The sequence below is a fragment of the Pseudogemmatithrix spongiicola genome (assembly GCF_030623445.1).
GTDB classification, from domain to species: domain Bacteria; phylum Gemmatimonadota; class Gemmatimonadetes; order Gemmatimonadales; family Gemmatimonadaceae; genus Pseudogemmatithrix; species Pseudogemmatithrix spongiicola.
Genome location: NZ_CP130613.1, coordinates 1,969,193 through 1,994,817 on the forward strand (window position 1 = coordinate 1,969,193; position 25,625 = coordinate 1,994,817).

Genomic DNA, 25,625 nt, shown 5'->3' on the forward strand with positions numbered 1-25,625 from the left:
CAATCAGAAGTCAGCGCGTAGCTTGATTTTACGTCTGTTCGGCGGGTAGCTTTCGGGGTTGTGTCGTTCCCCCCTGCGCTGGCTTGCCGCGCCGGACCTGCGGGTCCTGCGCCGCGCGAGAGCCTCGCCGGTTTCCATCCATCCCGTTTGCGTAAGGATTCTCCGCCGTGCTGCAACAGATGCGGGGCGCTGCCAAGTTCGTCTGGATCTTCTTGTTCGTCGCGTTCGTCGGCGGATTCCTGCTCGCCGACATGTCCGGCTTGATCGGGATGACGGGGGTGACCCCGAATACCGTCGTCGGTGAGGTGAACGGCAAGGAAATCCCGTACCTCACGTGGGAGAACCTGACGCGCCAGCTGGTCCAGCAGCAGGAGCAGCAGAGTGGCCGGCCGGTGACGGCCGACGAGCGTCTGCAGGCCGAGCAGGCCGCGTTCGACCAGCTCGTCCAGGAAATCCTCCTCCAGCAGGAGTACGACCGCCGCGGCATCCGCGTCACGGACGAGGAAGTCATCCAGGCCGCCCGCCTCTCGCCGCCGCCGCAGTTCATGCAGGCGCCGGAGCTGCAGACGGACGGCCGCTTCGATCCCGACAAGTACCAGCGCTTCCTCAGCTCGCCGGTGGCGCGCCAGCAGGGCCTGCTGCGGCAGCTCGAGGACTATTACCGCTCGGAGCTGCCCCGCACCAAGCTGTTCACGCAGGTCGCCGCCGAGACGTGGGTGAGCGACGACGCGCTGTTCGAGGCGTACAAGGACGAGCGCGATTCGGTGGAAGTGAGCTTCGTGGCGTTCCGCCCGACGCCGGCGCAGGTCGAGGCCGCCGCCGTGAGCACGGCCGACGCGCGCCGCTACTATCAGCAGTACCGCGACCGCTGGGAGCGTCCCGGCCGTGCCGTGGTGTCGGTGGTGAGTCTGAGCCGCACGCCGAGCGCGGCGGACACGGCCGCGACGGTGGCCAAGCTCCGCGAGCTGAAGCAGGAGATCCAGAGCGGCACGAGCAGCTTCGAGGACGTGGCACGCCGCGAGTCGGCCGACACGGTCTCGGGCAGCCAGGGTGGTGACCTCGGACGCGGTCCGCGCGGCCGCTTCGTGGCGGCGTTCGAGAATGCGGCGTTCGCGCTGCGCCCGAACCAGATCTCGGATCCGGTGCGCACGGACTTCGGCTGGCACCTGATCCAGGTGACGGAGCGCAAGGGCGACACGATTGCCGTGCGCCACATCCTCCTGCGCGTTCAGCAGGGTGACTCGGCCGCGACCGCGACGGACCGCCAGGCGGACCGGCTTGCCTCGCTCGCCGCGGCCAGCGATGACCCGACCAAGTTCGACGCGGCCGCCACGGAGCTCTCGCTGCTCATGACGCAGGTGCCGGTGGTCGAAGGCCAAACGGCGGCCTATCAGGGCCGCGGCGTGCGCGGTATCAGCGGCTTCGCCTTCTCCGGCGTGCGCGTCGGCGAGATCAGCGACCTGATCGACGACGAGGATGGCTACTACCTCGTCCGCCTCGACTCGCTCACCGAGGGCGGCATGCAGCCCTTCGAGCGCGTGCAGGAAGACATCGTGCAGGCCCTGAAGGAGCGGAAGGCCGTCGAGGCCATCCTGCCGCAGGCGGAGGCCTTCCTGGCCGATGCCCGCGCGACGACGCTCGAGGCCGCGGCCCAGAAGGCCGGCCTGGAGCTGCAGACGCCGGCCGCCTTCAACCGCCGCACGTTCGTCCCCGGCCTCGGCTTCAACAACGAAGCCATCGGCGCGGCCTTCGGCGCCCCGATGAACACGCCGGTGCTCGCCCGGACCTTCGACGCGGTGTTCGTGCTCCGCGCGAACATGCGCAGCCAGGCGGACCGCGCGGACTTCGAGCTCATCAAGGAGATCCTCCGCGCGCGGGAAGTGCCGGCGGCGCGAGAGGCGAGGATCCGCAGCTATCTCGAGGAGCTGCGGCGGAATGCGACGGTGAAGGATTTGCGGCGGGAAGTGAACGCGACCCTCCGGCGGCAAGTGATCGAGTAACTGACAACTGCAGTTACGAGTTGGGAGTTATAGGTTGAAAGAGAGCGGGGGGTGAGCACTGAGCTCACCCCCCGCATTCTTTCGACTCCCAACTCACAACCCACAACTGCAGTTGTGGGCCGTTGCCGCAACGCATCACAGCAGCCGCTTCGGCTCCTTCGCCTCGCTCTCCTCGCGCTGGGCCGTCCGCTCCTGCGCCGGCGGCAGCGACTCCCGCTCCGCGGGCTTGGCGATCTCCGCCTGCACTTCATTCATGTTCTTCTTGAATTCCTTGATGCCTTTGCCGAAGGAACCGGCGATCTCAGGGATCCGCTTCGCGCCGAAGAGCAGCAGCACGATGACGAGACCGATCATGAGCTCGGTTGGGCCGAGTCCGAACATAACTGCCTCCTAGAACAGCGAACGCGCGATGAGATAGGCGGCGAGGACCCCGACGAGGCTCAGCAACGACACGTCGAGCGCGATGGGTCCCACAGCGAACTTGATGATGATGAGGTCGATCGGCAACGCGCCGATGGACGGCGTGACGCCGGTGGTCAGGAACTCCTTCACCGCTCCCGCCGGCAGGAACATCCGGGCGAACTGCGTGAGGAACCCGCCCACCACGAATCCTACGCCCAACACGATGGCGTGATACCCCGGCCGGTGCTTCGCGGAACCCTTGAGCGCCGTCGGCCGCATCACGCCCTCCGGTCCATCACGTAGGCCAGGGCATCGGCCAACGACTGCTTTACGTCGCTCTCCGGCAGGTCCTTGAGTGCGCCCTCGGCGGCGGCGGCAAAGCGCTCACCTTCCGCCCGCGCGTAATCGAGGCCCCCGCACTCCGCCACGATGCCGACGACTTCCGCGATCGCGGCGTCACCGGGCGTGGCGTCGGCGAACAGCCGGTCGACGACCTGACGCTGGGTCTTGGACATCTTCCCCAGCGCGTGGATGAGCGGCAGCGTGACCTTGTGCTCCTTGAGGTCATTGCCGCTCGGCTTGCCGGTGACGGATTCCAGCTCGGTGTAGTCGAGGAGGTCGTCGGCGACCTGGAAGGCCATGCCGATGCTCTCCCCGAACGTGCGCATCTGCGCGCGGAAGCGCGGCGCACCGGCCAACGCCCCCATCTCGCAGGCGGCGCCAACGAGCGAGGCCGTCTTGGCACGGATCAACTTGTGATAATCGTCTTCGCTGAAGGCGAGCGCATCGAAGCTGGCCAGCTGGCGCAGCTCACCGACCGTCATCTCGCTGGAGGCCTGCGTGAACACGCGCAGCGGCTCCATGTCGCCCAAGCGCACCAGTTCGCCGACGGCCTTGGCGAAGAGGAAGTCGCCCATGAGCACGGCGACCTGGTGCGAGAAGACGGCGTTGATCGTCGGCTGGCCACGCCGCAGCACCGAGTGGTCCACCGAATCGTCGTGCACCACGCTCGTGAGGTGCACCAGCTCGGCGACGGCCGCGAGCGGCACGGCGCGCGCTTCCGGCTGCCCCTCGATGCTCGAGGCCAGCAGCAACAGCGTCGGGCGGAACAGCTTGCCGCGCATGCCCTTCAGGTGGGCGTTCGCGGCCTCGATGATCGCCACGTCCGCCTGGATGATGCGCCACATCTCATCCGGGACGCGCTCGAGGCGGTCCCGGATCGGGGCCTGGATCTCCCGCAGCGCTTCGGCGACGGGCATCTGGAGGCGAGCCTCGAGTGTCACGAGAGTTGCTGCTCCACGGTATTCAGTCGGTCGCCGATGTCGCGAAACTGGATGTCCACGGCGAACACACGTTCGTAATAACGCTTGGCATCGGCGAACTGTTGCTGCTCCTCGGCAATCGCACCGAGCAGGTACAGCACGCCGACCAACGATTCGTCGCGCACGGCGGGTTCAGCCAGGGCGCGCTGCAGGATTGTCGCGGCCACGGGCAATTGGCCCTTCTCGACAAAGCAGTTGCCGAGGGCCTCGAAGGTCCGCACCCGCTCCTTGGTCCCGCGCAGGGCCTTCTGGAACTCGGCGATGGCTTCGTCCACGAGCCCCATCTCCTTGTAGGCGACGCCGAGGTCGTAGTGCGCCTCGTGGTCTTCGTCGTCCACGTTCTCCGCGACGCCCTGCTTGAACTTGCGCAGCATGTCGGAGAAGTCCGCGGCCTCGTCGCCGGTCGGTTCCTGCTCCTCGACGACCATGCGCGTCGACTTGGGCTCGTCGTCCTCGCGGAGCCAGTCGCCGAGCGAGACATACTCATCGTCGTCCGACGCAGAGGCCGCGGCGGCGGGCTTCGCCGGCGCCGGTGCGGCAGGCTTGGGCTGCGCGACCGTGCTGCGACGCGGTGGCGGTGGCGGTGGGGCTTCCTCGGCCGGGATGCTCTCGATGGCCGCCTGCGCGCGCAGGTCGTCCGGCGTGATGTCGAGCACGCGCTGGTACACGGTGCGCGCCTTCGACGCCTGCCCGTCCGCCAGGAGCGCGTCGGCCAGCTCGAGATACGCGGTGGCGAGCTTGCTGCGATTGTTCGCGCGGAAGGCGTACTCGACGCGCTTCTGGTGCGAACGGATCGCGCGCGGGTCAATCCGCACGATTTCGTCCGCGACGCTGCCGGCGCTGTCCAAGTCGCCCGACGCCTCGAAGCCCGCCATCGCCTTCTCGAACGCAGCCATCGCCTCGTCGCGCTGGCCATGCTCGAGCAACGCCTCGGCAAGGGAGCGATGCGCGCCCCAGTCCTCGGGCGCAGCGGTCACGGCCTCGCGCAACGTGTCCAGCGAGACGACCTGCATCGCCGGGATCATGACTTCTTCGACTTCGCCGACGTCCATCAGCGGCAGGTCGGCGGCGGGACTCGGGGCGTCGACCTCGAGGAGGTCGAGTCCGTCCAGCGAGGGCGCCTCGAAGGGTACCGCGTCGGCCGGCATCTCGATGAGCGGCTCTGCGACGGCCGGCATCTCGCGGAGCGGCTCCGCGACGGTCGGCTCGACGTCGAGCAGCGGCAGGTCGTCGGCCGGCGATGGCTGCGCCGCCAACGTCGGAACCGGCGGCGGCTCGGTTTCGTCGTCGAGGTCCATCAAGGGCAGATCGGCCGCCGGAGACATGGCGACCGGCTCCTCCTCGACTGGCGCTTCTTCGCCGAGGTTCGTCACCTCGAGCCCGATGACCGATCCACGCGGCGGAGGCGGCGTGGCCGCGCCCAGGTCCGTCGTCTCGATCTCGAGGCCCGTGGTCTCGATGATCAACGCCGAATCGTCAGCCGCGGGCGGTGCGGGCACGTCGGGCGCGCTCGCCGCTGGCGCGGCGGGCGCCTTTGGCGCGACCACGGGCTCCAGCAGCTCGAGACCAGCGACTGCCTTGGACGCACGCTTGACATCGGCGGTGCTCACGCGCCCCGACGGACGGCGCGGCGGCGACTCGTCGCCGACGTCGAGGAATACCAAGCCACCGCCACCACCGGACGAGCTCGTGTCCTTGGCCTCCGGTTCGATGCTCGGGTCGATCTCCTTCATCTTCGACGCGATGCGATCGGCCGACTCATCGTCGCCGTCCGCCTTCGCCTGCGAGTACCCCAACTGCAACTGCTCGACGGCCTCGTCCTTGCGCTCGGCCTTCACCAACTGGTCCGCCAGCGTGATGCGGACGTCGTGCTGTCCCGGGACCAGGTCCGCAAACTCCTTCAGCGCGCGGAAGGCCTCATCGAGGTTGCCGGACTTCTGTTGGCGGCTCGCGTACTCGAGGAAGTTCTGTCGCGCGTCGGCCTTGAAGCCCTTCTCGGCGTGGATCTTCCCGAGCTTGTAGTAGATGACCGTACGCCCGGGCGACTGGCGCAGGATCTTGTTGCAGAGCGCGATGGCCGGGTTGTAGAACCCACCCTCGGTGTACCGATCGACCGCCTTCTCCCAGATCGAGACGGCCTCCGGCACCCGGCCGGCCTTCTGCAGCATGTCCCCGACGCGGTTGTACAGCGGGATGTCCGGCTGGTCCTCATCGCCGGCCTCATAGGCATCCACAATCTCGACGTAGACCTCCAAGGCCTTATCGAGCTGCTTCTTGGCCTCGAGGTCCGACGCCTTCTTCTTGAGCTTGAGGATGTCGGCCATAGATAGGGAAAGCTACGCGGCCAACCTGTGTGGGGACAAGCGTTTGCGTTCGATAGCTGGGAGAGGGGAGAGGGATGTACGGGCGGAGGGGGGACGACGTCTCACGCGAGGGGCGAGATGGTGGGGAGGGGTCGGACGTCCGTCTCCCAACTTCGTCCGTCTCCCCCCCGTCTCCCCCATTCCCATCTCTCCATCCCCGCCCCTACCGCCGTCTCACGTCTTCCACTGCCCAGCAGGCAAGACTTTCCGCCCCCTCACCCACGTCGCCACGCAACGATGGTCCCCGTACCAGTACGGAATCTCCCGATGGTCCTCGACATCAAAGAGCGCGACATCGGCGCTGAAGCCCGGGGCGAGCTGGCCGATTTCGTGCGCTAGCCCCAGCGCGGCCGCGCCGTTCACCGTCGCCGCGACAAACGCCTCGGCAACGCTCAGGCGGAGCTGGCTCACGCCCAGCGTGAGAATGAGCGGGAAGTTGACGGTCGGGCTCGTGCCGGGATTGAAGTCCGAGGCCAGCGCAATCGCGCAGCCGGCATCGAGCATGGCGCGCGCCGGGGCCTGCTTGCTGCGGCCCAAGAACAGCATCGTGCCGGGCAGCAGCGTGGCAACCGTGCCGGAGGCGGCGAGGGCCTTGATGCCGAGCTCCGAGACGGCGGCCAGGTGGTCCGCCGATGTCGCGCCGATCTCGGCGGCGAGTTCCGCGGCCCCCGCATGCTCCAGTTCGTCGGCGTGCAGCTTGAGCGCCATGCCGTGGCCGCGCGCGGCACCCAAGATGCGGCGCGCCTCGGCGGCGCTGTACACACCGGGTTCGCAGAAGATGTCACAGAAACGCGCGAGCGACTCGCGCGCCACGGCGGGCAGCATCTCCTCGACCAACAGCGCGATGTAGTCCTCGCGGGTGCGCGGCGCCTCGCGGTACTCGAGCGGGATCTCGTGCGCGCCGAGGAACGTGGGCACGAGGCGCACGGGCAGCTCCGCCGCCAGCCGACGGATGACGCGCAGCGTGCGCAGCTCGCTCTCGAGCGAGAGCCCGTAGCCCGACTTCACCTCGATGGTCGTGCTGCCGTGGGCCGCGAGCCGCGCGAGGCGCGAGGCGGCGAGGGCGACGAGTTCGTCCTCACTCCGCTCGCGAAGGTCACGCACCGAGGAGTGGATGCCCCCGCCCCGCTTCGCGATCTCCATGTAGCCGACACCGGCGGCCCGCAGCTCCTGCTCGGCGTGGCGCGAGCGCCCGAAGATGGCGTGCGTGTGCGAGTCGACGAAGCCGGGCGTGAGCACGCCGCGCGCGCAGTCGATCTCCGCGCTCCCGGGATACTGGGCGCGCAGCTCGCGGTCGGGCCCCACGGCGAGAATGCGCCCGTCGTCTCCCATCGCCACGGCTGCGTTGGCGCGCACACCCGCGTCGGTCATCTCCGGCGCGCGGCGGGCGCGCGGCGGGCCCTCGCAGGTGACGACTTCGCTGGCGTTGAGGAGGAGCGTGGGCATCCGGACAGGGGGAGACGGGAGAGGGCGGTACGGGCGGGGATGGAGAGAGGGGAATGCGGGAGATGGGGGGAAGACGGCACAGGTTTGGGAGATGGACGTGCGACCCCTCCCCACCGTCTCGCGTCTCACGTGAGACGTCGTCCCCCCTCCGCCCGTACCGCCGTCTCCCCTCTCCCACTCACGGCGAGGCAACCAGATCCAAGAACCGATTCGCCCTCAACGGCGCCTGCGCCTCCCCCCGGCAGGCATAGTAGCACAAATCGCACTTGATGGGCGCGTAGCCCTCGTACGTGCTCCAATGCCCATCCGCCGGAAAGTCCGGGCATCGCCGCACATGCCCGTACGGATCGATGTGAATCGTGTCTTGCCCGCTGAGACAGGGCTCGGTCATCTCCCCGCGGAGGTAGCGCGGGATATTCGCGATGTAGTGATCGGAATTGGAGATCGTCCCGCGCCGCCGACGCTTGAACGCCAGCAACTGCTGCACGAGGGCCTCCACGCGCGCCATGTGGTCGGGGCCGAGCAGATGCGCGCGATTGCCGTTCTTGGAGTCGGTGTAGACCGACAGGTTCATCCCGACGCGCAGGCGTTCGGCGGCCTGTACGAGCGGCAGGATGTCGTCGAGGTTGTCGTCCTTGATGACCGTGTTGAAGCGCACGGTCATGCCCTCCGCACGGATGCGCTCGGCAACGGCGAAGATCTTCTGCGTCAGGCCGGGGATGCCGCGCGCCGCATCGTGGCGCGCGTCCGGGTAGTCCAGCGAGATGTTGAACTGCGAGACACCGGCCTGCCACAGCGCGCGGGCGCGCTCGACGCTGAGCATCGCGCCGTGCGTGATGAGCGTGGTGTACTTGGTGCGCACGGCACGGTCGACGGCCGCGACGAGATCTTCCAGGTCGCTGCGCAACAGCGGCTCGCCACCGGTCCAGGTGACGAGCATGGGGTCGAAGTGCTTCGCGGCGTCCACGAAGCTCTTCAGCTCGTGTGCCTTGCGGTCGGCGGGCGTCTTCCAGTAGTCGCAGAAGCTGCACTTCGCGTTGCAGCGCATCGTGACCTCGAAATGCACGAGGACGGGGCGCTTCGCGAGGCGCAGCTTCGCGTACTTGTACGAAAACGGGACGAGGTCCCAGGGCTTGAAGCGGGTGCTGAGCACGCGTGGATTAGCCGAGCATCGGCAGCTTCAGCGCGTTCCGTCGGGCGGCGTCGATGGCGATGTCGTACCCCGCGTCCGCATGGCGCGCCACCCCGATGCCGGGGTCGTTGGTCAGCACGCGCTCGAGCCGCACCCGCATCTCCGGCGTACCGTCCGCGACGATCACCTGCCCCGCGTGCAGCGAGTTGCCGATGCCCACGCCGCCGCCGTGATGGAAGCTCACCCAGCTCGCTCCGCTGGCCACGTTGAGCATCGCGTTGAGGATCGCCCAGTCGGCGACGGCGTCCGTGCCGTCCTTCATCGCCTCGGTCTCGCGGAACGGCGAGGCCACGCTGCCGGTGTCGAGATGGTCGCGGCCGATGGCGATTGGCGCGCTCAGTTCGCCCTTCGCCACGAGGTCGTTCAGCGCCACGCCGAAGCGCGCGCGATCGCCTTGCCCCAGCCAGCAGATGCGCGCCGGCAAGCCTTGGAAGTGGATACGCTCACGCGCCATCGTGATCCAGCGCTTCAGGTGCGCGTCGTTCGGAAACATCTCGAGCACGAGGTCGTCGGTCCGCGCGATGTCCTGGGGATCGCCGCTGAGGGCCGCCCAACGGAAGGGGCCCTTTCCCTCGCAGAACAGCGGTCGGATGTACTCCGGCACGAATCCCGGGATGCGGAACGCGTCCTGCACGCCCGCGTCGAGGGCGACGGTGCGGATGTTGTTGCCGTAGTCGAAGGCGATCGCGCCCTTGTCCTGCATGGCGCGCATCGCCTTGACGTGTACCACGGCGCTGGCGGTGGAGCGCTTCACATACTCCTGCGGATCGCGCGTCCGCAGCGCAGCCGCCTCGGCGAGCGACATACCGTGCGGCACGTAGCCGTTGAGCATGTCGTGCGCGCTGGTCTGGTCGGTGACGACATCGGGGATGATGCCCTGCGCCACCATGCGCGGCAGGACGTCGGCGGCGTTGCCGACGAGCCCCACGCTCAAGCCGCGCTTGGCCGCCTGCGCCTCGCGGATCCAGCGCATCGCCTCGTCGAGGTCGGCGGTCATCTTGTCGCAGTAGCCCGTATCGAGCCGCTTCTGGATGCGCGTGGGATCCACGTCCACCCCGAGGATCGCCGCATCATTCATGGTCGCCGCCAGCGGCTGCGCGCCGCCCATGCCGCCGAGTCCGGCGGTGAGCACGAAGCGACCGGCCAGCGTGCCGCCGAAGTGCTTGCGCGCCACCGCCCCGAAGGTCTCGTAGGTGCCCTGCACGATGCCCTGCGAGCCGATGTAGATCCACGAGCCCGCCGTCATCTGGCCGTACATCATGAGCCCCTTCCGCTCCAACTCGCGGAAGTGATCCCAGGTCGCGAAGCGACCGACCAAGTTGCTGTTCGCAATGAGCACGCGCGGCGCCGTCGTGTGCGTGCGGAACACGGCCACGGGCTTGCCGCTCTGCACGAGCAGGGTCTCGTCGGCTTCCAGCGCGCGCAGGGCCTTCACGATGGCGTGGAAGGACGGCCAGTCGCGTGCGGCCTTGCCGGTGCCACCGTAGACCACGAGGTCCTCGGGCCGTTCGGCCACCTCGGGATCGAGGTTGTTCATCAGCATCCGGAGTGCGGCTTCCTGCTGCCAGCCTTTGCAGCTGATCTGCGCCCCGCGGGGGGCGCGCACGTCGATGGGCGTGGTCACGGTCATGGAGAGGACGGGGGGCGGAAAGCTGCGATGACTAGGCGAACTCGCCGAGCCGCAGGCCTTCGGCCAGCGACTCGATGTCGGGTCCGAGGACGCGGTCGTCGGACAATGCAGGCACGCGGGCACGCACGGCACCGAACACGCGCTCGACACCCGGACCGGACTTGAGTGGACGGCGGTACTCGAGGCCCTGCGCGGCGCACATCAGTTCCACAGCAAGCACGTGCCGCACGTTGTGCAGGATGCGGCGCAGCTTGAGCGCCGCCCCCATTGCCATCGGCACGACGTCCTCCTTGCTGCCGTCGGTGGGAATCGTATCCACGCTCGCCGGATGCGCGAGCACCTTGCACTCGCTCGTGAGCGCGGCCGCCGTGACCTGCGCCATCATGAAGCCGGAGCTCACGCCCGCCGTCGGGGTGAGGAACGGCGGCAATCCCTCGTTCAAGTCGGGATGCGTGAGGCGATCGGTCCGCCGTTCGCTCATCACGGCGAGGTTCGTCATCGCGATAGCGAGCACGTCGAGCGCCATCGCGGCCGCCTGTCCGTGGAAGTTGCCGCCGCTGAGCATCGTCCCGTCGTCGAACACCAGCGGGTTATCGGTCGCCGCGTTCAACTCCGGCGCAATCAGCGACTCGGCGAACTCGATCGCCTGCAGCACCGGGCCGTGCACCTGCGGCATGCAGCGCAGACCGTAGGCATCCTGCACGCGCGGGTCGTCCGAGCGATGCGACTCGCGGATCTCGCTGCCCTCCAGCAGGCCAAGGAAGCGCCGCGCACTCTCCTGCTGGCCGCGCTGGCCACGCACGTCGTGGATGCGCGCATCGAAGGCCGTCGGCGTGCCCAACAACGCCTCGAGCGTCATGGCGCCCGCGGTGTGCGCGGTCTCCCAGATGCGACGTGCCTCGAGGACGGCCAAGGCGGCGATCGCGCTATGGGCCTGCGTCCCGTTGATCAACGCGAGACCTTCCTTGGGCCCGAGCGCCACCGGCGCGAGGCCGTACTGGGCGAGCACCGCCTTCGCCTCGCCACGCCCCCCGGGGTGGTTCAGCATGCCTTCGCCGACCAACGCGAGCGCGAGGTGCGCCAGCGGCGCAAGGTCGCCGCTGGCGCCGACGCTGCCCTGCTCCGGCACATCGGGCCAGAGGCGCGCGTTGAGCATCGCGCAGAGCAACTCGACCAACTCAGGCCGTGCGCCGCTGAACCCCTTGGCGAGGCAGTTCGCGCGCAGCAGCATCATCGCGCGCACGAAGCGCTCCTCCAGCCGCGGCCCGACTCCCGCCGCGTGCGAGCGCACCAGGTTCAGCTGCAGCTGCGCCAGGCGTTCGGCAGGAATCGCGATGTCGCTCAGCTTGCCGAAGCCCGTGGTGACGCCGTACACGGCCTCACCCTTGGCGGCGAGCGCCTCCACGATCCCGCGGCTCTGCTGCATGCGCGCGCGCGCGGCCGGCGCGAGACTCACGGGAGCTGCATCATCGGCGACCGCGGCGACGTCGTGGAGCCGCAGCGCGTAGCCATCGAGCGAGACAGACATGGAACTCAGGGCAAAGGGGGGTGCCGCTGAATCTAGTTTAGCGGAGCGAGCCCGAGGCCGGCACGCGGTACGACCGCGACTCATACGGCAATCGCAGCTCCGGCTGGGCCTTCAGCGAGAGGAAGAACGTGAAGGAGAAGGCCCCGTTGGGGATGCGATTGAAGCCGAACACCGCGCGCCAGTCGTGCAGGTCGCGCTGCAAGGTGACCGTCTGAGCGGCGAAGTCGCGGTTCTCGACGTCGTAGCTGGTGCTCCACGACGCGGACCACTTTGGCGTGAGGTTGAACTGCGTCTGCAGCGCGACGTTCGTGCGCGGCGGATAGTTCACGACGCTACCGCCTACCGTGCCCGGATTCGTATTGGGATCCGTCGGGCGATTGCGTTCGGCCTGCAGCAAGCAGAAGTCGTAGATGGGCAGGCCGAGGAACCCTGCACACTCGCGCGCCGGGTCGAACTCGATCACCCGTCCGCCGCGCGCGGGACGGTTCCGCTGCTGGCTGACCGAGAAGTTGGCGCGGAAACCCGACCCCGTGATCTCCTGGATGGGGCTGCGGGACCTGGAGCCCGTGACGGCGCCCAACCCCTGTTGCCGCGCATCGCCACTCGAGACGAGGCCGCCGATCGCCTCCGTCGGCGCACCATCGTCGTCGGCCGGACCGGCGGGCGCGGCGCCCCCACCGAACAGCCGCGACACGCCGCGCACCACCGCGGACTGGTTCGTCAACTGGAATCCGAAGCGCACGCTCTCGCGGTACGGCTTGAACTCCGCGGTGTCGCTGAGCACGGAGCCCAAGAAGAGCGAGTAGTCCACGCCGAGGTCAAAGCCCGGCAACAAGTCCGAGCGGAACGTGTAGCCGAAGCGCTCCGTCGCGAAGCCCGTGCGCCCTGTTGCGCGCGCGAGCTCGAAGTCATAGACCAGCGGCGTGAACTGCAGCGACGCCAGGCGGACCTTGCGTCCCTCCGCATCGGCGCTCGCCGCACTCGCCGGGCTGGCGCCATCCGTCGAGTCGGCCGGAGCCGTCGACGGCGCTGGCGTGCCCAGCTTGGCCTCGAGGTTGGTCGACAGCGACAGCGAGAGCTGGTTCTGGGCCAATCCGCCGAGGTAGCCCTGCGGCGACTTCCCGAGGGCCTGCAGGAACTCCGGATTCACCCGCGCCGTCGGCGAGTAGCCCCAAGAAAGCGTCGGCGTGACGGCGTGCCGGAAGCGCTGCACCGCGCCCACGCCCGGGAGCAGCGCGAAGAACGTCGGCGTGACGCCGAGGCCGTAGCGCAGGCGCTTCGACTGCGAGACCCAGGCGCCGTTCGTGCGCTCGGAGCGCACGAAGGAGCCCGCCGGATCGACGTTCACGAGGGCAACCGTCGGCGCGAGGTTCCAGGACCCCTTCAGGAACTGCGGCAGGCCGGCGTTGAGGTTGTAGTCCACCGTCGTCAGGAAGGTCCGCGCGTACACCCGCTCGAAGAACTGCCCCGGGTTGTTCGGGTCCGGCACCGACTTGATCTCGGGGAAGTCATTCGCCACTTCGTTGGCGCGGACGTCCGCCTGGACCTGGAAATCGAAGAGCTTGAACGGCAGGCCGAACCCGAGATTGCGCGTGTACGAGTCCCGCCGCAGCCGCGTGGAATCCAATCCACCGGGCGTCTGCAGGTAGCGCCACGCGAAGTCCCCAGCGGCGTCGATATCCAGCTGCGCATTGCTCCCGTACGACAGGGTCGGCGTGACGACGAACCAGTCGCCGAGATTCAGCGGGCGCGACGAGACGTTCAGCGACGGGAAGCTGCGGTCCACCTGCTGGCGTCCGGGATACTGCCGCTGCGTGCCGCCGAGGTTGATCGTGAACGGCCCCTGCTGTCGCACGAGATTCGCCTGCGAGGCGATGGTCGCGAGCACCGTGTTCGGGTTCAGCGAGGTCTGCCGCTGCACGGTGGTGTTCGAGACGTAGTTGAGGTTCGTCGTGAACCGCGTGCGCGACGAGAACTCCTGCTGGTGCGACCAGCTTACCGCGAGGTTCCGCGTGCCGGTGGTCAGTCGGCGTTGCGAGACGCCGATCCCGCCGCTCAGGAAGCGGTCGAGCCAGCGGTAGTTGAGCATGCCCTCGAGGTTCGTCCACCCGGGATCGGCATCGGTCGCACGGGCGCCGGAGCGCCAGTCCATCGAGACCGACGCGTCCATGTAGTCGTTGATCGCGAAGTAGTAGCCCAGATCCTCGATCGTGCGACGGTACGTGGGCGAGTTGCGCACGACCTCGGCGACGCCGAGCCGAGGCGTCAGGATGCCCGAACGCCGCCCAGTGCGGATGTCCTGGAAGATGAACGGCAACCAGAACACGGGAACGTCGGCCACATACAGGATTGCCGGCCGCGCCACGAGCACGCTATTGGAGATCCGCTTGAGCTCGCGCGCCTGGAAATGGAAATGCGGCACGGAGTCCAAGCAGCTCGTGATGATGCCGTCGCGCCCCCAGAACGTGTTGCGGTCGCTCTCGGCGTCGCTGGCGAACGTCGCGCGGTGCGCCTCGACGCGCCACTGCGCGCCCGAGCTCGCGATCGTCGAGACGTCCTGCGTGCGGCCCACCTTGCGCTCGACGTCATAGGTCATCTCGCCCAGACCGATGATGTCCTCGCCACGGGCCGGGTCACGCAGGATGATGGTATCGCCGACCGCCGACAAGACGCTCGTGGAGTCGTTGTACGTCAGGCGACGCGAGACCATCACCGTGCCTTCGCGCTCCACGGCCGCGCGGCTGGAGTCGCGAGTGCCGAGCGTCATGGTGCGCGTGCGGGCGTCGAAGCCGACGGTGTCCGCTTGGTACCGCGTCGCGCGGTAGCCCTGGCGCTTGAGCAATGCGTCGATCGTCGAGTCGTTCGGGATCCAGGTGATCAGGTCGCGCTGCTGCGCCGTGGAATCGCGGCCGGCGCGGCCGGCCCGCGAGCTGTCCCGCGGGCTGCGGCGCAGCGTGTCGGCGCTGGCCGGGCGCTCGATGCGGCGTCCGCCGTCGCCACGCCCGGTCGGCGGCGCTTGCTGCGCCGCGGCGGCGGTCGGCCGCGCGAACAGCAGCGCCGCCGCAAGCGCGGCTCCCGTCGCCGCGGCGAGTCCACGCCACGGCCGTCGCATCAGGCCTGCGCCTTGCCGATGCGCGGTTCGTCTGTTCGTGCCCGTCGCTGCCGGGCCCGGTGCACGATCCAACTCAGCACGATGCTGACCTCGTACAGGCCGTAGAGCGGCACACCGAGCCACAGCGTCATGATGATCAGGTCACCCGGCGTGATCACCGACGCGACGATGAAGCTCAGCACCGCCGCATGCTTCCGGAACTTCGCCAGGGACGAGGGCGTGACGAGCCCGAGCATCGTGAGCGCGAGAATGACGATGGGCAGCTGGAAGGTGCCGCCGAATGCGAGGCACATCGTCACGGCGAAGCCCACGTACTCGCGCGCCGAGATCATCGGCGTGAGCGAGGCGCTCTGGAAACTGTAGAGCACGTCGAACATCGCCGGCATGGCGAAGCGCACCGCGAGGTACGCGCCCGTGAGGAAGAGCGCGAAGGCGCCGCCGATCACCGGCAGCACGACGCGCTTCTCGTGCGGGTGCAGCGCCGGCGACAGGAACGCCCAGAGCTGGTACACGATCACCGGCGACGCCGCCGCGAGGCCGAGCCCGAAGGCGACCTTCAGGACGATGGCGATCGGATCCGCCGGGTGCGTGAAGATCAGCTTCCCGTCGGGCAGGTAGGGCTTGATCGGCGTCGCGATGACGTCGACGACCGGATAGTTCCACACGATGGCGAACGCGAGCATCGTGCAGAGGCCGAGCGCGCCCACGCTCCAGAAGAGCCGCATACGCAGCTCTTCGAGGTGATCGAGGAATGGCATCTCCCCCGCGGGGGACTTGGTCGCCATTGTCGCGTCGGGCCCGACGGGCCCTCGCTTAGGGTCGACCGCGCAGGTATTCCTGCGCGAGCAGCGCCGCGTCGGAGCGCGGGTACTGCGCCACGATCTGCCGGTACAATGCGTTGGCCTGCTGCGTCTGGCCCGTGGCACGCGCGGCGCTGGCGCGCTTGTAGAGCGCGTTCGGCGCCTGGTCCGAGCGCGGGTAGCGCTCGACGACGAGCGCGTACACGGAGTCGGCGGCGCGGCCGTTGCCCTCGTCCGCCCAGGTCTCCGCCACGCCATACAGCGCCTGCGGCGCGAGATCGGAGTCCGGGTAGCGATCGAGCAACTGCGCGAAGACGGCCCGGGCGGCGCTGATGCTCCCGCGGCGGAGCTGGTCCTGGCCCATCTGGTAGAGCTGTGCCGGTCCCGGCGCCGGTGCGGCGGCGGGCGTCGACGCGGCCGTGGACGGCGGACGACGCGTCGTATCGGCCCCCGGACGCGGGCCCTGCCGCAGCGAATCGGCGGGCGGCAGCGGGGCCGGCACGGCGAGTTCGGCAGCGCGCTGCTCCATCTCGGCGCGCAGCTCCTGGATGCGCCGCTGGCTCTGGCCCGTGAGCTCCTGGATCATGATGAGCTGCTGCCGGATCGCCTGCAGGTCTTCGCGGGCGTCGTTGCGCAGCCGATTCAGGTTCGCGCCATTGGCACGCGAACTGTCGGCCAGGACCGCGAGGGCATCGCTCACCCGCGCCAGATCCTGGCTCACCTGCTGGACCATCTGCTGCACCGCCGAATCGGCGGCGATCCGCTCGGCCCGCATCGCCTGCAGATCGCCATGGACGATGCGCAGGTCGTTACGGGTCGCGAAGCACGCGCCGGTCGTCAGGATGACGACCGGCGCGAGCGCGAGACGGAAAGTCCGCATCCCGATCACGGGAGGCGGAGGCTCTCCCCGCCGACGATGATCTCGAACTCATCGCGACGGTTCTTCGACCACGCATCCTCGTTGCTGCCCATGGCGGCGGGACGATCCTCGCCGAAGGACACGACGTCGATGCGATCCGCGGCGATGCCGTTCGCGACGAGATAGCTCTTCGCGGCGGCGGCACGACGCTGACCGAGGGCGATGTTGTACTCGTCCGACCCGCGCTCGTCGGTGTGGCCGGCGATGCGGATGCGGACGTTGCCGTTGGCGCGGAGCAGCGGGAGCTTCGCGTCGAGCGCGGCGCGGGCTTCCGGCTTCAGGTCGGACTTGTCGTAGTCGAAGTAGATCATCGTGGCGAACGCGGCGCGGGCGGCGTTCAGCGCGGCCTCGCGCTCACGGGCGGCGCGGGCTTCGGCCTCGGCACGGGCGCGGGCAGCAGCCTCGGCCTCGGCACGGGCGCGAGCCTCAGCCTCGGAACGGGCACGGGCAGCGGCCTCGGCCTCCTGGCGGGCACGGTTCGCGGCGTCGATCGAATCCTGATTGACCGTCGGGGTCGGGTTGACCTGCGGCGTCTGCGACGGGCAGGCGGACATCACGACCGCGGCCACAGCCAGCGTCGCGAGCATCGGAATGCGCTTGTGCATAGTTACCTCGTGAAGGGTGTGCTGATGGGGTACGACAAGAGACTCTGCGAAACTACGCTCGTGCTACAGGACGACCCAGGACCTTACGGCGTCCCGACCATCCGGGGTGACCAGGCGCCCATGCGAGCCGCCGCGCCGCTGGTCAGCTGGCGCATCCGGCCCGACTCCGTATCGAGAACCCACAACTGCCGTGAGCCCCCGCGATTCGAGGTGAAGACCAAGTGCCGACCGTCCGGTGCCCAGGACGGCTGCTCATTGGCGCCCTCGATGGTGTGCTGCTTCACGCTGCGGTCGCGCAAGTTGATCGTCGCGACCTGGAACCGCCCTTCGATCTGCGTCTGGAACGCCACGCTGCGGCCATCCGGCGACCACGCGGGATCCGCGCGGTACGATTGGTCGCCGAACCCGGTCGTGGTGAGCCACTGCGGGTCCGCTCCGTCGGCGTCCATAATATATATCTCCGGACGCCCTAAACGCCCAGTGGCGAAGGCGATCCGACGGCCATCCGGCGAGAAGCTCGGCTGCACGTTCTCGGAGCCGCGGCCGACCGTGATGCGCACCGGCCCCTCCCCGCCCTGCAGCCGCACCTTCCAGAGGTCCGTGGCATCGCTGCCGTAGGCAAACACCAGGTCCTTGCCATCGGGCGAGAAGGCCGGCGTGATGTTGGTGCCGAGTGCGAAGGACATGCGGCGCGCCTGCTGCGTCGTGAGGTCGCGCACGATCACGTGGCTGCCGTCGTCGGCCCACTGTTGGTAGGCGATCATCCGGCCGCTCGGATGCCACTCCGGACTGATCGCGGCCCCGATGCCGGGCAGGGCGCGGGCATTCGCGCCATCGCTGTCTACCTGCCAGATCGTTCCCTCACGATTGAACAGGATGCGTGTGGCGGCGATGCCGCGCACACCCGTGACGATCTCCTCGATCTCGTCGCTCATGCGGTGCAGCGCGAGGCGCCATTCCGGAGAGAACGGCTCGGCGACGATGCGCGGCTCGAGCTTGCGCAGCATGCGCGAGGCACCCACCTCGTGCACCTCGGCGCTGATGACGCCGCCCATCGGCTGGTCGAGCCGAATGATCGCCGCCGCGCCCAATCGCGCGTAGAGTGGATAGTTGAGCGCGCCCGAGACCGGCGCGCCGGAATCCGGCGCGATGACGGAGATGCGGTCACCGAAATCGAGGTCCCGCGCGATGATGGCCCGCACGGAATCGCCGAGCGGACCGCGCATCGGCAAGAGGTACACACCGGGCCGCGTGCCCGCCGTGTAGGTGAGGCCGATGCGCACGCCTTGGTCCTGCGCGGCAAGCGAGATCGGCAACAGCGAGACCGCAACCAGCGCGAGTGCGGCGAGACGGACGATGCGCATCATCGCAGCCGCGCGGGATCGAAGGAGAACGTCACGGGGAGAATGTCGTCGGAGAAATCGGCGGGCAGCGGCCCGAAGCGACGGGCGGCGGCTTCCACCGCACCCTGCGCCTCGAGGTCGAACGCGAAGTTCCCGCTGCTCGTGATGAATCGGAATCCGGTCACCGAACCATCGCGCCGGATGAAGAAGAACACCTCAGCCTTCAGTGCCCCGGGGTTGCGCGGGCGGAAGTTGAGGGCCACCTGACGCACGATGTTGTCCAGGTACCCCGGAAACGGGAATTCGATCCCCTCCGTGCGGACGGTCGCGACATCGGTGCCGGTGTTGCCCGTCTCGCCGCCCCCGGCGGTCGGCGCCTTGCTGGCGTCGACGCGCGCCGTGGACTTGGTGGAGATGTTCGGCGTCGCGCGGGTCGGCTCCTTGCGGCGCGTGGGCGCGTTGATCGGCGCCGTTTTCACGGGTTCGTTCGTCGTCGCCTTCGGCGGCGCCTCGGCCGTGGGCTCGGCGGCCGGCGGCGATTCGCGCACGACACCCATTTGGCGCGGACCCGCCGGCGCGCCGACGAGGTCCACCTTGTACATCGGCGGCAGCGCGGCATCAGGAGCCGCCTTGAACACGACGAACGGCGCGATCACCGCCGCGTGCAACAGGACGGAGACCACGAACATCGCGCCGATCCCGTCGCCGGGTCTGCGCGCCGCACTCACCGCGGTACGTCCTCCGGCTCGGCCACCAAGCCGATGTTGCCGACACCGGCGCCGCGCATGATCGCGAGCACTTCGACGACGCGGCCGTAGGGCACGCCCTGGTCGGCGCGCAGGTACACGCCGCTGCGTCCCGACTGCTCGGCCAAGGTCCGGAACGTGCCGCGGAACTCGCTCAGCGAGAGCTGCACGTCATCGGCGAAGATGCGGCCGTCGCGCGTGACGCTGACGACCAGCGCACGGTCCGAATTCAGGGGGCGCGCCGCGGCGCGCGGCAGCTCCACGTCCACCCCGCCCTGCATCATCGGCGCGGTGATCATGAAGATGATCATCAGCAGCATCATCACGTCGATCAACGACACGACGTTGATCTCCGCCTGCAGCGGCGTACGCTCCCCGCGTCCGCGACGACGCATCTTAGAGGCGACCCTCGCGCGCCATCAGCGCGATGACCTCGGTGCCGAAGCCGTCGAGCTCGCCGTCGAAGCGATTGAGCCGCGCGGCGAAGATGTTGTAGCCGAAGTACGCGGGAATCGCGACCGCGAGCGCCGTCGCCGTCGCGATCAGTGCCTCGGCGACGCCCGGCGCAATGGCCGCGAGGTTTCCGGACCCGCCGCGGGCCACTCCCAAGAACGCCTCGATGATGCCCAGCACCGTGCCAAGCAGGCCGAGCAGCGGGCTCACCGACCCGATCATGGCCAGCGTCGGAATCCAGGTGCCCAAGCGTTCGCGCTCCGTGTTCGTCTCGGCGTCGAGCACGAGACGCAGCGCCTGGACCTGCGAGGCGCTGAGCTGCGCCGGCTGGCCGTCCTCGCCGCGCACGAGCCCCGTCTCCTGCAGGAACTGCAGCGCGCGCTGCAGCACGCGGGTGTAGGCGCTGGGCTTGGAGCGCTTGGCAAGCGACGCCACCGCCTCGAGGCGCCCGCCCTTGTGGAACTCCTCCATGAACGCGCGGCCTGCCGCCTCGGCGCGGCGGAAAGCCAGCCACTTGGTGAGCATCACCGACCACGAGAGCAGCGACAGCACGACGAGCACGACAAGCACGACCTTCGTCTCGTCGCTGGCATTGAGGACGAGCTCGAAGCGCGTCGAGGGAATCGCGGACTTGATCTGGAGGAGTAGCATCAGCGAGACGCGAACCATGCAAAGGTTTGGGCGAGACCCTGCTCGAGACCGACCTGAGGCGTCCACCCGAGGACTTGGCCTGCCTTGGCGATACTCACGACGGAACGCCGTTGTTCCCCGGGCCGGGCCGGCGCGTGCTGCAGCGGCGCGGAGCGGCCGGACGCGCGCATCAGCGCCTGCGCCAGCTCGATTACCGAGGTCTCACGACCGGTCCCGAGGTTGATGCCGCGTTCGTCGACGCGCCCCGCAGGAATCGTCGCACGCTTGGCCGCGAGGACGTGGGCGCGGGCGACATCGCCGACGTACACATAGTCACGCGTCTGGCCGCCGTCCCCGAACACGGTGAGCGGCTGCCCCGCGAGGATGCGCTGACAGAAGATGGCGACCACGCCGGCCTCGCCGTGCGGATCCTGTCGCGGCCCGAACACGTTGGCGAAGCGCAGCGCGATGTAATCGAGGCCGTGCACGCGGGCGTAGTAGGCGAGATACAGCTCCACGGCGAACTTCGCGATGCCGTAGGGGCTTTCGGGGTTCTTCTCGTACGTCTCGAGATTCGGCGGCTCGACGAAGTCGCCGTACACGGCACCGCCGGTCGAGGCGAAGAGCACGCGTGTGGGGTGTCCGCTGGCGCGCACGGCCTCGAGCAGGTTCAACGATCCGCGCACGTTCACGTCGGCGTCGAACGACGGGTCGCTCACGGAGCGGCGCACGTCCATCTGCGCGGCGAGGTGGCAGAGGAGGTCGAACTTGCCGTCGCGGACGAGCGCATGCGCGTCGGCAGAGCGGATATCCGCCTGCACGAACTGCGCAGCCGCGGGCACCTGCTCCCGCTTGCCGCTCGACAGGTCGTCGAGGACAGTGACGCTCCAGCCGTCGGCGAGGAGCGCATCAGACACATGGGAGCCGATGAAGCCGGCTCCGCCGGTGACGAGGGCGCGTTTGATGATCATCCCCCAAAGTTAGTGAGAGGGGGACGAACCACGCACCCGGTCAGGGCATCTTCCCCGTCACGCGTGCCGCCATGCCCGTGCGCACGCCACCATCGGTCTGCGAGATGATGATGGCGCTTGCGCCCCAGCGGGTCACGCGCGTGACCTGGGCCACGGCGACATCCTGCGGCGGCATCTGCGAACCATCGGCAGCCTTCGTCCCCGGGATTGAGAGCGTCAGCTGGTCGCCCGGCACGAGGCCGTCGGTCTCCGACGCGGCGAAGATGATCTGATGCCCCACGGGCGGCAGCACCGGTTCTCCGTACATGTAGGCGATCGTCGTCGCGAGCCCGAACTCCACGCGGGCCGGGTACACGCCAGGTTCCATGCGGAGCGTGTCCAACGCCATCACGAGATGGCCCGGGAACACGTCTTCGAACTTGGCGACGACGACGCCGCGCGCGCGACGTGCCTGCGACGCTTGCGTGACCTTCACGACGCCGGTGGGAATCACGACGCGTCCACGGCCCTCGAGCGTCGGGCCGTACCGGAACATCAGGAAGCGCTGGTCGACGGCTCCTTCAGCGCCTTCCGGCACCTGGAACCAGAGTTCCTCCATGTACTGGAGCGGCCGCTGCGTGTTGCGAATGCCGATGCCATCCGTGGACGCGCCTTCGATGACGCGCCCAGCGCCCGCCACACCGGTCCCGTCCCACATGAACGGCGCCTGCAGGAAGTCGCCGAGGCGGACGGCCGCCGGGGCTTCCTGGATGCGCAACGACTGGCGCTCGCCGCGGACCACGCGGAAGCGGTCGGGATTGAAGATTGTCATCGACGGCGGCGGACCCTGCGGTTGCTGCGGGACTTCGGCGCCGGAGGAATCCATCACGACCATGCTGTCAGTGCGCGTCTCCGCGGGGGCGGCGGGATCGGCAGGCGTGCCCGCCGACGCTGCGACGTCACCCGAGATGACGATGACCTGGTCGGGATAGATGAGGTTCGGATCCTGGATCGTGGACTGGTTCCGCCGGTAGATCTCCGGCCAACGGAACGGGTCGCCGAGATACTGCCGCGCGAGATCCCACAGGGTGTCGCCCGCCTTGACCGTATGCGTCCGCGTCTCTCCCTGGGCCGCGGCGCCGACAGGCGCCATCGCGAGGCCGGCAAGGACGGAAGTGAGCAGCAAGAGGTTACGCGTCATAAACGGGGCTCGACTCGTTGGGATAGTTACCCAAGGTGGACGAATGGCTGCGGAAAGTGCAACAGGTGGGAGAGGGGAGACGGAGGTACGGGCGGGGGGTGGGATGTGGGAATGGGGGAGACGGGGGGGAGACGTCTGACGTCTGCCCCCCGTCTCCCCCATCTGCGTCTCTCCATCTCCGCCCCTACCGCCGTCTCCCTTCTTCCAGCCAGTCGGGAGACGATGCTTCAGAACGGGAGATCGTCATCTCCGTCCATCGCCTCCGGGAAGTCCGAGAACCCGGCGTCCCCGCCCTTCCCCGAGGCCGCCTTGGCCGGCCGGGCGGACTCGAATCCGCCGTCGCCGCCCTTGCCGCCGCCGAGGAGCAGGATCTCGCGCACGTTGATCTCGGTCACGTAGCGGGTCTGCTTGTCCTTGTCCTCGTACTGGCGGTACTGGATCTCGCCTTCCACGTACAGCTTGTCGCCCTTCTTCACATAGCGCTCGATGACGTCCGCGAGGCCCGTGCCGCGGCCCTTGGCGTTCCACGCGACGCACTTGTGCCACTCGGTCTTCTCCTGCTTCTCGCCAGACGCCGACGTCCACTGGCGACCGGTGGCGAGGGAGAACTGGGCGACCTTGCTGCCATTCGGGGTGGTGCGGATCTCCGGATCGGCGCCAAGGTTGCCGATCAGGGTGACCTTGTTCAGACTGCGGCTCACGGGGCCTCCTGGTATGGGTCAGTCGGGAGCGGCAATCTGTGGGCCACGTCCGACAGGGCTGGTATCAGCGTTTGCTGCGTGCAATCTAATCGTCGCAGCTCAGGGTTGCGGGCGGTTCAGGGCGTCGCGGAGCGTCCGCCCCGCCCGAACGCCAGCGTGAATCCCGCGACCAGCCCTGCCCAGGTCGCGCGTCGCTCGGCGGCCGGAGCAGTGACGAGCCGAATCGCACGCGTGGCGAGGGTGTAGGTCATCGCCGTGACGAAGCGAAGCCCGCGAAAGTGCTTACGAATGAAGTACACGCGACTTCGATTCGCGTGAAACGCCGTGAACGGAGAGCGGGCACCAGCAGTCGATCCGCCGACCTTGTGCGCCACGCGACTACTCGGCACGACCACAATCTCGACACCGGCCGCGCCACAGCGCAGCGCGAAGTCGACATCGTCGTAATACACGAAGTAGGCCTCATCCATGTGGCCGACATGCGCGAACACTTCGGCGTGCACGAGCAGGAAGCAGGTCGAGGAGTACTGGGTGGGGATCGCTGCGGGCGCAGCCGCCGACGGCGACGTCTCGGCGTGCAGGACACGCGCCGTCCACGGGCGCACCTCGCCGCCGGCGTACCACGTCTCGCCCGAATCGGCGTACAGGATGTGGGGCGTCGCCGCACGGCGCCAATCGCGGACCTGGGCAAGCAGTGGCGCCAGCGTGTCCGCGGCGAATGCGACGTCGTTGTTCGCAAGCAGCACGTGCGAACAGGCGTCGCGCAGCGCGAGCACGATGCCTTGGTTGTTGCCTCGCGCAATTCCGACGTTCTCGGCGTTCGCCACGAACTCGCCGGGGATGCCATGCTCCGCTGCAAGCGCGCGGAGCCGCGTCAGTCCGTCCGCGGTTGGGCTGTTGTCGATGGCGTAGAGCCGCAGGCGGACATCGCGCTGCGCAGCCAATCCCGCGACGAAATCGTCGAGATACGCATCGCTGTTGTACAGGACCGTGACGACGCCGACGACCGGGGCGTTCGGCAGCGGCTCCTCACTCATGGTGCGCGCGGGCGCCCCGCAGCATTCCGCGAGCCCCGAGCTCCTCGAGGCTTCGCTCGTAGCCATCGGAGCCGGGCCCCTGCTCCCGTACCCATGCGACGAAGCGCCGCAAACCCTCCTCGAACGTCACCGTCGGGACGTAGCCGAGCGCCTGGCGTGCGCGGCTCAGGTCCGCGCAGTTGTGGCGGATGTCGCCCAAGCGGTACCGGCCGGAGATGCGCAGCTCAGGCTCACACCCCAGCGCCGCCGCGAGCCCGCGTGCGGCCTGCAAGACGCTGGTGCGCGTTCCGGAGCCGATCCCGATAACATGGTTGTTCGCCGCGTCGCGCTCGAGGGCTGCGGTTGTCGCCGCGACAACATCGTCGATGAACACGAAGTCACGACTCTCCTCGCCGTCCTCGAACACTTCGATGCCGCGCCCGGAGAGCAGGCGCGTCGAGAAGATCGAGAGCAATCCCGTGTACGGGTTGGAGAGCGATTGGCCCGGGCCGTAGACGTTTTGGTACCTCAGCGCGACGAACGCGCGCCCGAGCGCCGCGCAACCCGTCGTCACCAGCTGCTCCTGCGCTTGCTTCGTGATGCCGTACACCGATGTAGGCTGAAACGGCGCCGACTCGTCCGTCGGCACGGACTCAAGCTCCTCGCCAGTTGTCTCGCAGTACAATCCGAAGCGGCCTTGGGAGAGGTCGCGGTCCCGCCGGCTGGGCGGGAACACGATGCGACCGGCACCGTCGCGATAGGCGCCTTCCCCGATGACGGCGCGGGACGACGAGACGACGACTTTCGAGACCGAGTTCCGCAGCGTCCCGAGTGCGTCCAACATCAGGGCGGTTCCGCTGACATTGACCTGCACGTAGCGGTCGCTCTCGTACATCGACTGCCCGGTACCTGTCTCGGCCGCCAGGTGGACGACGGCGTCCTGCCCCGCAATCGCCTGCCGCCAAACCTCGGGATCGGTGACCGACCCGACCACCAGTTCCACCTCGGCGCGCAGTTGCTGCAGCGGTCCGGGGCGCGTCAGTGCGTCTGGCCCGTGGATCTGCGGGGACAGATTATCGAGGACTCGCACCGCGTGTCCGCGGCTGACGAGGTGCCGCGACAATCGCGCGCCGATGAATCCAGCGCCCCCAGTGACCAGGACTCGCATGCGTCGAAAGGTTCAGATCGAGTGAGCCCGGGCGCACCATCGGAAGTCCCCGGCGGGGCCAGGGGCGGGCAACTCCGGAATGATTGATAGCGCGGACG

22 protein-coding genes are annotated in these 25,625 nt (G+C 68.7%); 1 reads left to right on the plus strand and 21 read right to left on the minus strand.

Translation table 11 applies throughout. From position 1 onward, the window contains the following. The first annotated feature begins 167 nt into the window (after positions 1-167). Positions 168-2,000 carry a peptidylprolyl isomerase gene (locus Strain318_RS09050; RefSeq protein WP_367885382.1) on the plus strand — a complete coding sequence of 611 codons (1,833 nt, stop codon included), beginning with the start codon at positions 168-170 and terminating at the stop codon, positions 1,998-2,000. Between the two features lie 135 nt (positions 2,001-2,135). Here Strain318_RS09050 and Strain318_RS09055 read toward each other — a convergent pair whose 3' ends face one another. From Strain318_RS09055 to Strain318_RS09155, 21 genes are all read right to left on the minus strand, one after another. Further along, positions 2,136-2,381 carry a Sec-independent protein translocase subunit TatA/TatB gene (locus tag Strain318_RS09055; RefSeq protein WP_367885383.1) on the minus strand — a complete coding sequence of 82 codons (246 nt, stop codon included), beginning with the start codon at positions 2,379-2,381 and terminating at the stop codon, positions 2,136-2,138. A 9-nt stretch (positions 2,382-2,390) separates the two neighbouring features. Then, positions 2,391-2,681, minus strand: coding sequence for a hypothetical protein (locus Strain318_RS09060; RefSeq protein WP_367885384.1), 291 nt, complete (start codon positions 2,679-2,681; stop codon positions 2,391-2,393). Then, positions 2,681-3,685 (minus strand): polyprenyl synthetase family protein, encoded by a 1,005-nt coding sequence (locus Strain318_RS09065; protein ID WP_367885385.1) that lies wholly within the window; start codon positions 3,683-3,685, stop codon positions 2,681-2,683. The genes Strain318_RS09060 and Strain318_RS09065 overlap by 1 nt, the downstream gene beginning before the upstream one ends. Then, positions 3,682-6,048 (minus strand): tetratricopeptide repeat protein, encoded by a 2,367-nt coding sequence (locus tag Strain318_RS09070; protein ID WP_367885386.1) that lies wholly within the window; start codon positions 6,046-6,048, stop codon positions 3,682-3,684. Before Strain318_RS09070 ends, Strain318_RS09065 begins: the two co-directional genes overlap by 4 nt. A 213-nt stretch (positions 6,049-6,261) precedes the next feature. Next, positions 6,262-7,533 carry an imidazolonepropionase gene (hutI, locus tag Strain318_RS09075; protein ID WP_367885387.1) on the minus strand — a complete coding sequence of 424 codons (1,272 nt, stop codon included), beginning with the start codon at positions 7,531-7,533 and terminating at the stop codon, positions 6,262-6,264. Positions 7,534-7,711: 178 nt separating this feature from the next. Then, a complete protein-coding gene (locus Strain318_RS09080) occupies positions 7,712-8,686 on the minus strand; it encodes a radical SAM protein (RefSeq protein ID WP_367885388.1) in 975 nt (324 codons plus the stop codon). Between the two features lie 7 nt (positions 8,687-8,693). Then, positions 8,694-10,355, minus strand: a complete 1,662-nt coding sequence (gene hutU, locus Strain318_RS09085; RefSeq protein ID WP_367885389.1) for a urocanate hydratase — start codon at positions 10,353-10,355, stop codon at positions 8,694-8,696. 31 nt (positions 10,356-10,386) lie between these two features. After that, positions 10,387-11,883: a histidine ammonia-lyase gene (hutH, locus tag Strain318_RS09090; protein WP_367885390.1), complete on the minus strand. Its 1,497-nt coding sequence runs from the start codon at positions 11,881-11,883 to the stop codon at positions 10,387-10,389. 37 nt (positions 11,884-11,920) lie between these two features. Next, positions 11,921-14,995, minus strand: a complete 3,075-nt coding sequence (locus tag Strain318_RS09095; protein WP_367885391.1) for a putative LPS assembly protein LptD — start codon at positions 14,993-14,995, stop codon at positions 11,921-11,923. After that, positions 14,995-15,780, minus strand: a complete 786-nt coding sequence (tatC, locus tag Strain318_RS09100; protein WP_367885392.1) for a twin-arginine translocase subunit TatC — start codon at positions 15,778-15,780, stop codon at positions 14,995-14,997. Before tatC ends, Strain318_RS09095 begins: the two co-directional genes overlap by 1 nt. Before the next feature lie 28 nt (positions 15,781-15,808). After that, positions 15,809-16,675 (minus strand): tetratricopeptide repeat protein, encoded by an 867-nt coding sequence (locus tag Strain318_RS09105; RefSeq protein ID WP_367885393.1) that lies wholly within the window; start codon positions 16,673-16,675, stop codon positions 15,809-15,811. Positions 16,676-16,680: 5 nt separating this feature from the next. Then, the gene (gene pal / locus Strain318_RS09110) at positions 16,681-17,319 is read right to left on the minus strand and encodes a peptidoglycan-associated lipoprotein Pal (protein ID WP_367885394.1); all 639 of its coding nucleotides are present in this window, start codon (positions 17,317-17,319) and stop codon (positions 16,681-16,683) included. Between the two features lie 83 nt (positions 17,320-17,402). Then, complete coding sequence (locus Strain318_RS09115; RefSeq protein WP_367885395.1) at positions 17,403-18,686, minus strand: hypothetical protein; 1,284 nt, start codon at positions 18,684-18,686, stop codon at positions 17,403-17,405. Next, positions 18,683-19,390, minus strand: a complete 708-nt coding sequence (locus tag Strain318_RS09120) for a TonB C-terminal domain-containing protein (RefSeq protein WP_367885396.1) — start codon at positions 19,388-19,390, stop codon at positions 18,683-18,685. The genes Strain318_RS09115 and Strain318_RS09120 overlap by 4 nt, the downstream gene beginning before the upstream one ends. Beyond that, positions 19,387-19,803: an ExbD/TolR family protein gene (locus Strain318_RS09125; protein ID WP_367885397.1), complete on the minus strand. Its 417-nt coding sequence runs from the start codon at positions 19,801-19,803 to the stop codon at positions 19,387-19,389. Before Strain318_RS09125 ends, Strain318_RS09120 begins: the two co-directional genes overlap by 4 nt. Before the next feature lies 1 nt (position 19,804). Then, entirely contained in the window at positions 19,805-20,512 is a 708-nt protein-coding gene (locus Strain318_RS09130; protein ID WP_367885398.1) for a MotA/TolQ/ExbB proton channel family protein, read from the minus strand. Then, a complete protein-coding gene (locus Strain318_RS09135; protein WP_367885399.1) occupies positions 20,512-21,462 on the minus strand; it encodes an NAD-dependent epimerase/dehydratase family protein in 951 nt (316 codons plus the stop codon). Before Strain318_RS09135 ends, Strain318_RS09130 begins: the two co-directional genes overlap by 1 nt. Before the next feature lie 40 nt (positions 21,463-21,502). Continuing rightward, a complete protein-coding gene (locus tag Strain318_RS09140; protein ID WP_367885400.1) occupies positions 21,503-22,642 on the minus strand; it encodes a LysM peptidoglycan-binding domain-containing protein in 1,140 nt (379 codons plus the stop codon). A gap of 227 nt (positions 22,643-22,869) precedes the next feature. After that, positions 22,870-23,343: a single-stranded DNA-binding protein gene (locus Strain318_RS09145; protein WP_367885401.1), complete on the minus strand. Its 474-nt coding sequence runs from the start codon at positions 23,341-23,343 to the stop codon at positions 22,870-22,872. 116 nt (positions 23,344-23,459) lie between these two features. Beyond that, complete coding sequence (locus Strain318_RS09150) at positions 23,460-24,380, minus strand: glycosyltransferase family 2 protein (protein WP_367885402.1); 921 nt, start codon at positions 24,378-24,380, stop codon at positions 23,460-23,462. Continuing rightward, positions 24,373-25,527, minus strand: a complete 1,155-nt coding sequence (locus Strain318_RS09155; RefSeq protein ID WP_367885403.1) for an NAD-dependent epimerase/dehydratase family protein — start codon at positions 25,525-25,527, stop codon at positions 24,373-24,375. The genes Strain318_RS09150 and Strain318_RS09155 overlap by 8 nt, the downstream gene beginning before the upstream one ends. Positions 25,528-25,625: the final 98 nt, after the last annotated feature.